Raw genomic sequence first — 12,650 nt, 5'->3', positions numbered from 1 at the left:
TATCCGACTATTGACTGTCCAACAATCAGTTAGTCATTCAAATTACTTACTGTCGTTTTTCGGTGCCAGCGTCAAGAACATGCTGCGTCCGTCCATTTTCGCTTTTTGTTCCACTGTTGCAATATCAGCAGTTTCTTCAGCTAAGCGATCCAAGACTTTTTGACCAATTTCTTTGTGGGTAATGGCACGGCCTTTGAAACGGATAGAAGCTTTCACTTTATCGCCTTTCTCTAAGAACTTACGTGCATTACGAAGTTTTGTATTGAAGTCATTCAAATCAATCGTTGGACTTAAACGAACTTCTTTTACATTGATCACTTTTTGTTTTTTACGCGCTTCGCGGTCTTTCTTTTGTTGCTCGAAACGGTATTTTCCGTAGTCCATGATTCGCGCTACTGGTGGTTTCGCACCTGGAGCAACTAACACAAGATCCAAGTTTGATTGTTCTGCAATTTGCAATGCTTCTGCTTTTGACTTAACTCCTAATTGCTCACCATCTGAACCGATCAATCGTAATTCACGTGCACGAATGCCGTCGTTAACCATCATATCCTTTGCTATGGTCATTCACCTCCAAATATTATGAGAGAAAGAAAAGCTTACCGAATGAACGGCAATAAAAAAACGAGTTCTTTTGATAGAACCCGCACGTACTCCACCTATACTACATATAGATGAAAACTATCTAGCCCAGTGACTGTATCAACTAAGGCGAGAAGCGGGTGCTTCTGCTTTTATTTCTCAACTTAATTATCATACCAAATCTATTTCTTTTTGTCAATCATTTCTTCACTTTTTTCTATTTAATCGTAGCAGTTCTTCTTCTCATACAGCTCAGCAATTAGATATTTTTGTTACTTCCCTTATCACCAATCGAATCTGTCACCCTTCTGCTACTACCTCATTTACGTTTTATATAATTTCACTTCTTTTATTTTAAGATAACTAAAATAGAATCTGAACAAAATCATTCAATTCTTAATCCCAAGAAATATTTTTTTATAAAAAAATGTTCTCATTTTCCAAATATGGTACCTAAATCCTTAAAAAATCAACGTTATAACAAATCATACTATTTATGTTTCTATCATTTTTTTACCTACACATCGGTATAAACTGATTCGTAACTATTCATTTTATTTGATAATCTTAATCCCAGATAACACAAAAGAGAGATAATTACGAAATTCGTTTTTTATTATTCGTTATCTAAATCTTATTTACATATGGAGGAAAAAATGAAAAAACAAATTTTTGGTACAGTTTTATGCTCGGGGATTTTATTTGGAGCAAGCTTAACGATTGGGGAACAAGACGCTTCTGCTCACGGTTATGTCGAATCACCGATCAGTCGTGCGTATCAAGGACACTTAGACCGTAATGTTAATTTATCCGCTGCAGCAGCAAAATATGGTCCAGTGATTTATGAACCACAATCATTAGAAACTGCTAAAGGCTTCCCAGCAGCTGGCCCTGCTGACGGACGCATCGCTTCTGCAAATGGTGCAGTTGGAGGAAGCTTCTTACTAGATAACCAAACAGAAACGATGTGGACAAAACAAAACTTAGATACTGGTGTGAATACATTCAGATGGCGTTATACACAATCTCACCGTACCACTAAATGGCATTATTATATTACTAAAGTAGGTTGGAACCCAAATGAGCCCTTAAAACGTAGCGATTTGGAATTATTAGCAACTATCGATCATCACGGGGCACAAGCTTCGACTAATCCATCGCATTCAGTGAATATACCAAAGGATCGGCTTGGTTACCATGTCGTTCTAGCTGTTTGGGATATCCATGACACAGGCGCTGCATTCTATCAAGTAGTCGACGTCAACTTGAAAGGTGATTCAGCAATTCCAGTAGCACCAACAGCACCACAAAACGTTCGTGCGACGAATGTGACTTCTTCAACTGTCCAATTAGCTTGGAACAGCCAAGCGAATACTGCCTCTTACAACGTTTACCGTGATGGCGTATTGCTTGGAAACACAACAACACCAGATTTCAGTGATACAAACTTAACTGCGGATACATCTTATAATTATGAAATCGAAGCAGTTGGACAAACTGGCTTAGTCTCTGCTAAAACAGCTTTGACAGTAAAAACTACAACAGAAAATACACAAGAAAAACCAACTACACCAACTCACTTACACTCGATGGGTCAAACAAGTTCAAGTGTTTCATTGATGTGGGGCGCTTCTACTCATTCAAAAGGAATCAAACAATACAACATCTACCGTAACAATCAATTGATTGGTTCAACAAAAGAAACAGAATACGAAGTGTCTGGATTAGCTGCAAACACTACCTACTCATTCGTGGTTCGCGCAGTCAGCAATACGGATGAACTATCTGATGCAAGCAATGCGTTATCTATTACGACAGATCGCGATGACAATGGCGGCGACGGGGGTGGTGAAGTCACTCCAGGACGTCAATGGACAGTAGGAAGCTTATTCGCACCGGTTTCTTATACAGCCGGTGAAGAAGTTGTTCACAACGGTGTGACATATATCACTTGGCAATCTCACTTGAACTATGGTGATACAAACTGGGCGCCAGGAATTGCCCATGCCTTATTCTATCCTAAATAAAATAAACCTTATCAACGTAATTAAAACGATAATATAGAAAACATTCCACGTAAACAAAACCCTATAAAAATGAGGCTAGAACAACTTTCTTTGCCTCAAAAATAAGCCAGCACCTGTAACATTCGAGACGAATATTACAGGTGCTATTTTTTTCAAAGCGCTTATCCATTATCACAGATTGCAAAATACATTCCCTCCCACTTCGTATCCCGTTCCTTCTATAAATAGATAAAATAGATAGAATTGCTTGAGAGGTGGTATTTAGTCCTCTCGAAACTCTTGAATCCAAATAAACGATATTCTAATTTGACTTTTTTCGATAATAAGACCGAACGCTCCTATCACAATCTCAGACCAAAAAATTGATGGTCAAATCCATAAAAAAGGAATAAAACAGCCAATAAAAAGATATATTTTAAAAATAAGTAAACGTTAAAAATAACTATAAACGCTACTTCAACCTTTCTCAATTAGAATCAAATTTTATCTTTTTATTTTTTCCTTTTTATTTATTATGCAAAATAAATAACTAATAACAAATAAAAAAGACAACAAAAACGCCTTTAAAACAATATTTATTCATGTTTTGGATAAAAATACCATCATTTGAAGTCAAGACCCAATTTTACCTAATGTTCGGTATAAACAGATTATTCAATAGTGCAATTCTCTGATAATATTAAATACAGATAACAACGAGGCACATCGAACGAGTCATACTCATCGACCTTATTAGTTATCTAAAATATCATTTTATCTATGGAGGGAAACATGAAAAAACAAATTTTAGCAACAGTTCTATGCTCTAGCGTTTTATTAGGAGTAGGTTTATCTATCGGAGGACAAGACGCTTCAGCTCACGGTTATGTGCAGTCACCGATCAGTCGTTCATACCAAGGTTCCTTAGACCGTAATGTGAACCATAATGCAGCATTAGCAAAATACGGTCCAGTGATTTATGAACCACAATCATTAGAAGCATTAAAAGGTTTTCCGCAAGCTGGCCCTGCTGACGGACGCATCGCTTCTGCAAACGGTGCTGTTGGAAACAACTTCAACTTAGACCGTCAAACTTCGACCATGTGGACAAAACAAGATTTGAACACAGGTCCTAATACATTTACTTGGCGTTATACCGCGACTCACCCTACAACTAAATGGCATTACTATATCACAAAAGCAGATTGGAATCGCTACGATCAATTAGATCGTAGCGATTTTGAATTGTTAACAACGATCAACCATGGTGGGGCTCAAGCTTCAACAAATCCATCACACTTAGTGAACATCCCTAATGACCGTCTTGGTTACCATGTTGTTCTAGCTGTTTGGGATGTAGATGATACAGCAATGGCATTCTACCAAGTAATCGATGTGAACTTGAAAGGTGATTCAGCAATTCCAGTAGCACCAACAGCACCACGTAACGTTCGTACTACTAATGTAACTTCTTCAACAACTCAATTGACTTGGGATGGACAAGCAAATGCTTCATCATTCAACGTTTACCGTGATGGTCAATTATTAGGAAACACAGCTTCACCAGATTTCAGCGATCAAAACCTAACTGCAGAAACTACATATAAATATGAAATCGAAGCAGTTGGACAAACAGGGCTAGTTTCTGAAAGAACAGCTTTATCTGTTACAACTTTATCTGAAACTACAGAAGAAAAACCAACTGCACCTAGCCACTTACACTCAATGGGTCAGACAAGTTCTAGCGTTTCATTGATGTGGGGAGCTTCTACTCACTCAAAAGGAATCAAAGAATACGAAATCTTGCGTGATGGCCAAGTAATTGGTTCAACAACTGAAACTGTTTTTGAAGTAGAAGGCTTAAAAGCTGAGACACAATACTCATTTGTAGTACGCGCAATCAGCAATGAAGGCGATGTTTCAGATGCAAGTAACACATTAACAATCACAACTGATCGCGATGAAAATGGCGGCGGTGACGAAAATGGTGGCGATGGCGGAAACGGCGGCGGTGAAGTCGTTACTGGACGTCAATGGACAGTAGGTAGCTTCTTCTCACCTGTTTCTTATACAGCCGGTGAAGAAGTTGTCCACAATGGTGTGACTTATATTACTTGGCAGTCTCACTTGAACTACGGTGATACAAACTGGGCACCAGGCATTGCTCACTCATTATTCTACCCTAAATAAATCAACTCACTACCCTTTATTCGACTAAACAACGATTCAAATAAGCAAGAGGCAATCACTCATTTGTGGTTGCCTCTTTTTTGTGATTTTTTATTCGGACAATTCAAAGTTCCACTTAAGTCAGAACATTTTTTATATGCTGACTTCTTCACGGATCTCCATTAGTTTTTCTTCAATCATTTGTAACACTTGTACTCTAGCTGCTTCATCTTCCACAAAGTTCAAACAGTCACCGTCGATTTGGATCTTAGGACTTTCATCGTAAGCTTCATACCATTCATCATAACGGCGATTCAATTCTTGATAATACTCATAGAGACTAGGGTCAAAAGAAAGTTGTTCATATGCCCGCCCTCTTTTTTCGATCCGTTCTAACATGGTTGAAAAAGATACGCGAATATGAACCAATAGATCGGGATGTTTTTTCGATGCCGCATAGGGCAATTCTTCCATCATGTTCGCCAATAATTCATCGTAGACTTGGACTTCTGTCGCTGTCGCTCGACCAAGATCTGCATTTAAATGAAATAATAATGAATCTTCATAAATCGAACGATCTAACACATTGTTATCCTCTTGCATCGCTTGCTTGATACTTGCAAATCGCTTATTCAAAAAATAAATTTGCAATAAAAACGCATATTGTTCAGGGTTTGCATAAAACAAAGGCAATACTTCGTTGTCATCGATTGATTCGTAAAACGCCTGACTCTTAAAATGGTCAGCAATCATTTTTGTTAAGCTTGATTTCCCTGCTCCTATCGTTCCTGCTAAAACAATCACACTCATTTCCCTCCAACTCACTTCTCCCACTAAATACAGTGTTTTTTTTTCATGTTTCTAAATATAACCCCAATATCTTGTGGTGTCAAACGAAATCGACAAGATTCTTTCCTATGAAAAATCAAAATTTTATTAAGAAAATCACGTTTTTTGTCGAGAAATCGTATTCTTTATTTTACTTCTTGACTGGTTTTAGTAAAATAAAGAAGGACTGTTTTTTTGGACAAACATTGCGCACATAGTAATAGGCGCTTTATTTTTTGTTAAAAAGCTACTCTTAGAGGAAAAGAAGGAGTTGTATTATGGCAATTCATGGCCAAGGGGAATCGAGTGGAAAACTGATTTTAATGGGTGAGCATGCTGTCGTTTACGGCGAGCCTGCCATTGCCTTTCCGTTTTATGCAACAAAAGTAACAGCTACACTTGAAGCACTCCAATCATTCAATAAAGATCAACTTATTTCTTCCTACTATATAGGAAATTTACATGATGCACCACATGCGTTGAATAATATCAAACAGCTGATTGCTGGTCTGAAAACTCACTACCATGTGCAAGACACCTTGCGTTTAACGATTGAAAGCACCATCCCTGCAGAACGTGGAATGGGTTCCAGTGCAGCCGTAGCTACTGCGATCACACGAGCTTTTTATTCCGCCTATGAGTTGCCATTATCACGAGAACAATTATTGGCGCATGTGCAAGTTTCTGAAAAAATCGCACATGGAAACCCCAGTGGAATCGATGCTGCCGCAACAAGTGGATTCGAACCGATTTATTTTACAAAAGGCCATCCTTTTGATTATTTTGCGTTGAATATCGATGCTTTCTTGATTGTCGCTGATACGGGAATCAAAGGACAAACACGTGCAGCGGTGAAAGATGTCGCACACCTTTTTGAGAAAGATGCGCAGAAAACTGGACAAAAAATCCAACAACTAGGATACTTGACGAAACAAGCTAAAAAAGCAATTATCGACAATTCGCCAGAAAAGTTAGCTGAAGCAATGAATGATGCCCAGCGCATTCTAAAAAGTTTGACGATCAGTAATGACTTTTTAGATACTCTGATCGCTACCGCACGTGCTGCTGGCGCTTTAGGAGCAAAATTGACCGGTGGCGGACGTGGTGGATGTATGATTGCCTTAGCACAAACAAAAACAGAAGCTCAAGAAATCAGCCACGCACTAATACAAGCAGGCGCAGCTGAAACTTGGATTCAAGGATTAGGAGTACATACCTATGCTTAGTGGTAAAGCCCGTGCTTATACAAATATCGCCTTGATCAAATATTGGGGCAAAAAAAATGAAGAATTGATTCTTCCGATGAACAACAGTTTATCTCTCACTCTCGATGCTTTCTACACAGAAACCGAAGTGATTTTTTCAGATTCGTTCACAGACGATCTGTTCTATTTAGATCATGAATTACAAACAGAAGCAGCCACCAAAAAAGTCAGTCGCTTCCTTGATCTTGTACGCATACAAGCGAATACAAACAAACGCGCAAAAGTGATCAGCCATAACTTTGTTCCAACAGCCGCAGGGTTAGCTTCCTCTGCAAGCGGTCTAGCTGCGTTAGCCGGCGCCTGTAATGAAGCCCTAGGACTAGAATTGGATAAACAATCCCTGTCCAGACTAGCTCGTCGCGGCTCTGGCTCTGCTTGTCGTAGTATTTTTGGTGGCTTCGTGGAATGGGAAAAAGGGCATGATGACCAAACTTCATATGCGCAACAAATCCCTTCTAATGGATTTGAAGACGAACTCGCCATGGTATTTGTATTGATCAATGATCAACAAAAAGATGTATCTAGTCGTGATGGAATGCGCCGAACAGTGAAAACTTCACATTTTTATCAAGGGTGGCTTGATTCAGTCGAAACAGATCTACGGGAGCTGAAACAAGCAATCGCTGAAAAATCGTTCCAAAAAATGGGCGAAATCATGGAGCGAAATGGGTTAAAAATGCACGGCACCACGTTAGCGGCTAATCCACCCTTCACCTACTGGTCTCCAGATAGTCTGAAGGCGATGCAAACGGTTCGTGAACTACGTGCTTCAGGCATTCCTTGCTATTTCACGATGGATGCAGGCCCAAACGTCAAAGTATTAGTTGAAAAGAAAAATCAAACGGCTGTTCAAGCAAAATTCATTGAATTATTTAGTCGTCAACAAGTGATTCTTGCTCATGCTGGGCAAGGAATCACGATTATTGAATAAAGGGAGATTGTTATGGTTGAAGTATCTGCACCTGGAAAACTTTATATCGCTGGAGAATACGCAGTTGTCGAAACGGGGCATCCTGCAATCATCGTGGCAGTCGATCAATTCGTCACAGTAACAGTGAAAGCTGCTCGGAAAGTCGGGAGTATCCAATCTGCACAATATAGCGAAATGCCTGTGCGTTGGACAAGACGAAAAGGCGAACTCATTCTAGATATCCGTGAAAACCCGTTCCATTATATCCTTGCTGCTATACGTTTAACTGAGAAATATGCACAGGAAAAAAACATTCTTCTTTCATTTTATGACTTGAAGGTAACCAGTGAATTAGATAGCTCAAATGGTAGGAAGTATGGACTAGGTTCTAGTGGCGCAGTAGCGGTAGCGACTGTACGAGCATTGAACCAATTTTATGCACTGAATTTATCTCAGCTTGAGATTTTTAAAATTGCAGCCTTAGCTAATCTAGCTGTCCAAGACAATGGTTCTTGTGGTGATATTGCGGCTAGCTGTTATGGTGGTTGGATCGCCTTCTCCACTTTTGACCACCAATGGCTCAAAGAACAAGAATCAAGTAAAACGATCAGTGAATTATTAGCGCTCGATTGGCCTGGTTTATCTATTGAATCCTTACACACTCCGGAAGATCTCCGTTTATTGATTGGTTGGACTGGTAGTCCTGCCTCTACTTCCGACTTAGTGGACCAAGTACATCGCTCTCGTGAAGATAAAATGGCGGCGTATCAACAATTCCTTGAAGATAGTACGCTTTGCGTCAACACGATGATCCAAGGTTTTAAAGAAAACGACGTTGCTTTGATCCAAGAAATGATTCGTAAAAATCGTGAATTATTGCGTGATCTGTCTGCCATCACTGGCGTGTTGATTGAAACACCAGCATTAAATAAACTGTGTTGTTTAGCTGAACAATTTGAAGGCGCGGCGAAATCTTCTGGCGCTGGCGGTGGGGATTGTGGCATCGTGATCGTGGACCAAAAATCAGGTATCCTTCCACTGATGAGTGCTTGGGAAGAAGCTGAAATCACCCCGCTTCCATTACATGTCTACCATCAACAGAAAGAGGACAAGTTATGAATCGAAAAGATGAACATGTATCATTAGCTAAAGCATTTCACAACAAACAAATAAATGAATTTGACTTCGTTCGACTTGTCCATCATCCACTTCCACAAAGCAAGGTCGATGAAGTGTCTTTGAAGACAGAAGTTGCAGGTTTTACTCTTTCTAGTCCTTTCTATATCAATGCCATGACTGGCGGTAGTGAAAAAACAAAAAAGATCAATCATGACCTTGCACAGATTGCTAAAAGTGCTGGATTGATGGTTGCTACCGGTTCTGTCAGCGCCGCCTTGAAAGATCCTTCCTTGGCAAATTCTTATACGGTGATGCGAGATGTCTATCCTGAAGGGAAGATTTTAGCGAATGTCGGTGCTGGTACTTCTGTCGCACGTGCCCAAGAAGCTGTAGCACTCTTCCAAGCGGATGCGTTACAGATCCATTTAAATGCACCACAAGAATTAGTCATGCCTGAAGGGGATCGCGATTTTTCGCAGTGGAAAGAACTGATCTCAGAAATCCAACAAACTCTTGATGTGCCAGTGATCGTAAAAGAAGTGGGCTTTGGGATGACGAGGGAGACCATCATTGAACTGTCTGAACTAGGTATCAAGACGATTGACGTCAGTGGACGTAGCGGAACAAGCTTCACACAAATCGAAAATGCTCGTCGTAAAAAACGTGAATTGGCTTATTTGACGGATTGGGGGCAATCTACTGTGTCCTCCTTACTTGAAGCGAACGAAGCAAATACAGCCGCCGAAATCATTGCTTCGGGTGGCATACGAAATGCTTATGATATCTTTAAAGCATTGTGTCTTGGTGCGAACGCTGTAGGGATTTCCGGAACGATCTTGACGCACTACATGACACACGGGATCGAGGAGACGATTGCTCTTATGGCACAGTGGCAAGAAGAACTACGAATGCTCTATGCTATGGTCGGTGCAACAAAAACAAGTGATTTAACCAAACAATCCTTGATTTTTTCTGGCCCGGTCAAAGAATGGTGCGAAGCCAGAGACATCCCATTATCAAAATATGGTCGGCGCAAATAAAAATGACGAGTGCATACGATGCACTCGTCATTCTTTGTTTATTATGGTTGTTTTCCGATATAAGCTAAGATACCGCCATCTACATACAAGATATGTCCGTTAACAAAATCAGACGCACTTGATGCTAAGAAGACAGATGGTCCAGCTAAGTCGATTGGATCACCCCAACGAGCGGCTGGTGTACGGCCAACGATAAATTGGTCAAATGGATGACGCTCCCCGTTTTCTTGTGTTTCTCTTAATGGCGCTGTTTGCGGCGTCGCGATATAGCCAGGTCCGATCCCATTACATTGAATGTTGTACTGACCATATTCTGAAGCAATGTTTTTCGTCAACATTTTTAATCCGCCTTTAGCAGCAGCATAGGCACTTACTGTCTCACGGCCAAGTTCACTCATCATTGAACAAATATTGATGATTTTCCCGCCACCTTTTTCAATCATATCTGGGATGACTGCTTTCGACATGATAAATGGTGCGTTCAAGTCTACGTCGATGACTTGACGGAAATCCGCCACATCCATTTCGATCATTGGTGTACGTTTGATGATGCCTGCGTTGTTGACCAAAATATCGATTGGACCAACTTCTGATTTGATTTGTTTGACCATTGCTTGTACTGCTGACTCATCCGTCACATCACAAACATAGCCTTTTGCTTCAATGCCAATTTCTTTGTAGTTGGCAATCCCTTCATCTACTGATTCCTGAGTTAAATTATTGAAGACGATCGTTGCTCCAGCTTCTGCTAATGAGCGAGCAATCTCAAAACCGATTCCGTATACCGCACCGGTGATTAAAGCGACTTTATTGTCTAAGCGAAACATATCCATATTGAATGACATTTTTATCTTCCTTTCCTATTTCAATTGATCCATTGATACCATATCCATATCTGTATAGGTGATATTTTCACCACACATTGCCCAGATAAACGAATAATTGCTTGTGCCAACACCTGAGTGGATCGACCAACTTGGCGAAATCACGGCTTGTTCATTATCTACGACTAAATGTTTGGTTTCATCTGGTTTACCCATCATATGGAACACACGTGTATCTTCATTTGCATAATCAAAGTAAACATAAGCTTCCATGCGACGTTCATGTGTATGACAAGGCATCGTGTTCCATGAACTACCCGGTTCTAAAATGGTATAACCCATCTGTAATTGACAGCTTTCACAAACGTTTGGATGGATATATTGGTAGATTTTGCGCTCATTCAATGTGACGCCTTCGCCTGTTTCCATGGGTTTCACTTGATCGATGCTGATTTTTACATTTGGATATTTGTGATGTGCTGGCACAGAACTGATGTAAAATTTTGCAGGGTTTTCTGGATCTACCGAGGAGAAAACTACATGCTCCGTTTCTTTACCGATGTAATACCCATCTTGTTTCTTCATTTCTTCTTTTTCACCGTCGATTTCAATGAATCCGAGTCCGCCGATGTTGATCACACCAAGCTCGCGACGTTCTAGGAAATAAGTAACACCTAGTTCTTTATCTAGTTTGATTTCTAATGGATGAGTTGTTGGTGTTACACCGCCGAAGATCATACGATCATTGTGCGTATAAGTAAGACTGATTTTCCCTGGAACAAATACTTTCTCTACCAAAAATTCATTTCTCAATTGTTCTGTTGAATAATGACGGATATCCTCTGGGCTATGTGTATAACGTGTTTCCATTTCTTGCATGTTGATAGACTCTCCTTTATCGAATGATTTTTCCAGAACCGCTAGTGATAAAACTAGCAACTTCTGCTTGATTGAATTGGTTGCAATCTCCATGAATCGTGTGTTTCAACGCAGAGGCTGCTGTCGCAAAATCAATAATTGCTTGTGGTTGCATCTCTTCTAAAATTCCATGAAGCAATCCCCCAGCAAACGCATCTCCTCCACCCACACGATCAACGATCGAAGTGACTTGATGAAGCGGCGATTCGAAATAGCTATCCTTCATCCACAAGGTACCTTGTAGATCATTTTCACTCGCTGAATGCACCGTACGTTTGGTTGAGTAAAACGTTTGGATGTTGGGAAATCTTTCTTGCATTTTTTCGTAATAATAAATAAGTGGATTTACTGTCGTTTCAGGTGCTTTTGCTATCCCTAACAAATAAAGCGCATCCATCTCACCCGCTGAACAAATATCAACGAGTGGTAATAATTGTTCTAACACTTTACCCGCTTCTTGTTGTGTCCACAGCTTGCCCCGATAATTGATATCAAAACTGATTTGACAACCTGCTTGTTTGGCTGCTTCCATAAGTTCTTTTGTCAGCCATCGCCAATTTTCTGATAATGCCGGTGTGATTCCTGAAACATGGAATAGATCGACTCCCTTAAAACAATCCTCTAGTGACCATTCCAAGCGATCCATCACCGCGAAACTAGAACCAGCACGATCATAAATGACTGAAGCCGCACGTTCACCGATCCCTGTTTCCATATAATATGTGCCAAGCCGAGGGCCGCCTTTCAGCAGTAGGCTAGTATCTACCCCATAGCTTCGTAAGTGTTTTTCGACTGCCAGACCCAGTGAATGTTCTGGGACTTTTGACATGAACGAAACCATATGTCCATAATTTGCTAATGAGATCGCGACATTCGCTTCCCCACCGCCATAATGCGCGCAAAAATGATCACTGTCTTGTAACCGTTGTCCCTGTTCTGTCGACAAGCGTAGCATGATTTCTCCGAGTGTCACGACTCTTCCCATCAGC

General features: G+C 40.4%; 11 protein-coding genes and 1 other annotated feature. Of the genes, 6 read left to right on the top strand and 5 right to left on the bottom strand.

Translation table 11 applies throughout. The annotated features are described in order from the left end of the window. Positions 1 to 42: 42 nt before the first annotated feature. A complete protein-coding gene (gene infC / locus ACH0AK_RS01365) occupies positions 43 to 567 on the bottom strand; it encodes a translation initiation factor IF-3 (RefSeq protein ID WP_010736567.1) in 525 nt (174 codons plus the stop codon). Between the two features lie 43 nt (positions 568 to 610). Next, positions 611 to 740: a sequence feature (ribosomal protein L20 leader region), on the bottom strand. A 498-nt stretch (positions 741 to 1,238) separates the two neighbouring features. On the opposite strand from infC, the gene ACH0AK_RS01360 reads away from it, so the two are divergent. Continuing rightward, positions 1,239 to 2,609 carry a lytic polysaccharide monooxygenase gene (locus ACH0AK_RS01360; RefSeq protein ID WP_137071930.1) on the top strand — a complete coding sequence of 457 codons (1,371 nt, stop codon included), beginning with the start codon at positions 1,239 to 1,241 and terminating at the stop codon, positions 2,607 to 2,609. Positions 2,610 to 3,380: 771 nt separating this feature from the next. Beyond that, the gene (locus ACH0AK_RS01355; RefSeq protein WP_499796691.1) at positions 3,381 to 4,778 is read left to right on the top strand and encodes a lytic polysaccharide monooxygenase; all 1,398 of its coding nucleotides are present in this window, start codon (positions 3,381 to 3,383) and stop codon (positions 4,776 to 4,778) included. A 132-nt stretch (positions 4,779 to 4,910) separates the two neighbouring features. Here the strand turns inward: ACH0AK_RS01355 and ACH0AK_RS01350 are convergent, their stop codons facing one another. Then, entirely contained in the window at positions 4,911 to 5,567 is a 657-nt protein-coding gene (locus ACH0AK_RS01350; protein ID WP_023518966.1) for a deoxynucleoside kinase, read from the bottom strand. Positions 5,568 to 5,863: 296 nt separating this feature from the next. On the opposite strand from ACH0AK_RS01350, the gene mvk reads away from it, so the two are divergent. Genes mvk through fni form a run of 4 tightly spaced genes read left to right on the top strand, consistent with a single transcriptional unit; the run spans position 5,864 to position 9,919 of the window. Next, positions 5,864 to 6,811 carry a mevalonate kinase gene (gene mvk / locus ACH0AK_RS01345; RefSeq protein WP_010736572.1) on the top strand — a complete coding sequence of 316 codons (948 nt, stop codon included), beginning with the start codon at positions 5,864 to 5,866 and terminating at the stop codon, positions 6,809 to 6,811. Continuing rightward, positions 6,804 to 7,781, top strand: a complete 978-nt coding sequence (mvaD, locus tag ACH0AK_RS01340) for a diphosphomevalonate decarboxylase (protein WP_010736573.1) — start codon at positions 6,804 to 6,806, stop codon at positions 7,779 to 7,781. The genes mvk and mvaD overlap by 8 nt, the downstream gene beginning before the upstream one ends. A 12-nt stretch (positions 7,782 to 7,793) precedes the next feature. Next, positions 7,794 to 8,879 (top strand): phosphomevalonate kinase, encoded by a 1,086-nt coding sequence (locus ACH0AK_RS01335; protein ID WP_023518965.1) that lies wholly within the window; start codon positions 7,794 to 7,796, stop codon positions 8,877 to 8,879. Next, positions 8,876 to 9,919 carry a type 2 isopentenyl-diphosphate Delta-isomerase gene (gene fni, locus ACH0AK_RS01330; RefSeq protein ID WP_010736575.1) on the top strand — a complete coding sequence of 348 codons (1,044 nt, stop codon included), beginning with the start codon at positions 8,876 to 8,878 and terminating at the stop codon, positions 9,917 to 9,919. The genes ACH0AK_RS01335 and fni overlap by 4 nt, the downstream gene beginning before the upstream one ends. 41 nt (positions 9,920 to 9,960) lie before the next feature. Here fni and ACH0AK_RS01325 read toward each other — a convergent pair whose 3' ends face one another. From ACH0AK_RS01325 to ACH0AK_RS01315, 3 genes are read right to left on the bottom strand one after another with little or no spacing between them, the layout of a single operon-like run. Then, entirely contained in the window at positions 9,961 to 10,764 is an 804-nt protein-coding gene (locus tag ACH0AK_RS01325; RefSeq protein ID WP_010736576.1) for a gluconate 5-dehydrogenase, read from the bottom strand. 15 nt (positions 10,765 to 10,779) lie between these two features. Next, positions 10,780 to 11,622, bottom strand: a complete 843-nt coding sequence (gene kduI, locus ACH0AK_RS01320) for a 5-dehydro-4-deoxy-D-glucuronate isomerase (protein WP_023518963.1) — start codon at positions 11,620 to 11,622, stop codon at positions 10,780 to 10,782. Between the two features lie 16 nt (positions 11,623 to 11,638). After that, the gene (locus ACH0AK_RS01315; RefSeq protein ID WP_010736578.1) at positions 11,639 to 12,646 is read right to left on the bottom strand and encodes a sugar kinase; all 1,008 of its coding nucleotides are present in this window, start codon (positions 12,644 to 12,646) and stop codon (positions 11,639 to 11,641) included. Positions 12,647 to 12,650 lie beyond the last annotated feature (4 nt).

The organism is Enterococcus pernyi (assembly GCF_045371165.1).
Lineage (GTDB): Bacteria > Bacillota > Bacilli > Lactobacillales > Enterococcaceae > Enterococcus_B > Enterococcus_B pernyi.
The sequence above is the reverse complement of the archived record's forward strand: the minus strand, read 5'-3'. Positions and strand labels throughout refer to the sequence as shown.

Bases quoted from the DNA above. Each gene is read 5' to 3' on its own strand.
- kduI (WP_023518963.1), bottom strand. From the start codon at position 11,622: ATGCAAGAAATGGAAACACGTTATACACATAGCCCAGAGGATATCCGT.
- mvaD (WP_010736573.1), top strand. From the start codon at position 6,804: ATGCTTAGTGGTAAAGCCCGTGCTTATACAAATATCGCCTTGATCAAA.
- fni (WP_010736575.1), top strand. From the start codon at position 8,876: ATGAATCGAAAAGATGAACATGTATCATTAGCTAAAGCATTTCACAAC.
- mvk (WP_010736572.1), top strand. From the start codon at position 5,864: ATGGCAATTCATGGCCAAGGGGAATCGAGTGGAAAACTGATTTTAATG.
- ACH0AK_RS01350 (WP_023518966.1), bottom strand. From the start codon at position 5,567: ATGAGTGTGATTGTTTTAGCAGGAACGATAGGAGCAGGGAAATCAAGC.
- ACH0AK_RS01355 (WP_499796691.1), top strand. From the start codon at position 3,381: ATGAAAAAACAAATTTTAGCAACAGTTCTATGCTCTAGCGTTTTATTA.
- ACH0AK_RS01325 (WP_010736576.1), bottom strand. From the start codon at position 10,764: ATGTCATTCAATATGGATATGTTTCGCTTAGACAATAAAGTCGCTTTA.
- ACH0AK_RS01315 (WP_010736578.1), bottom strand. From the start codon at position 12,646: ATGGGAAGAGTCGTGACACTCGGAGAAATCATGCTACGCTTGTCGACA.
- ACH0AK_RS01360 (WP_137071930.1), top strand. From the start codon at position 1,239: ATGAAAAAACAAATTTTTGGTACAGTTTTATGCTCGGGGATTTTATTT.
- infC (WP_010736567.1), bottom strand. From the start codon at position 567: ATGACCATAGCAAAGGATATGATGGTTAACGACGGCATTCGTGCACGT.
- ACH0AK_RS01335 (WP_023518965.1), top strand. From the start codon at position 7,794: ATGGTTGAAGTATCTGCACCTGGAAAACTTTATATCGCTGGAGAATAC.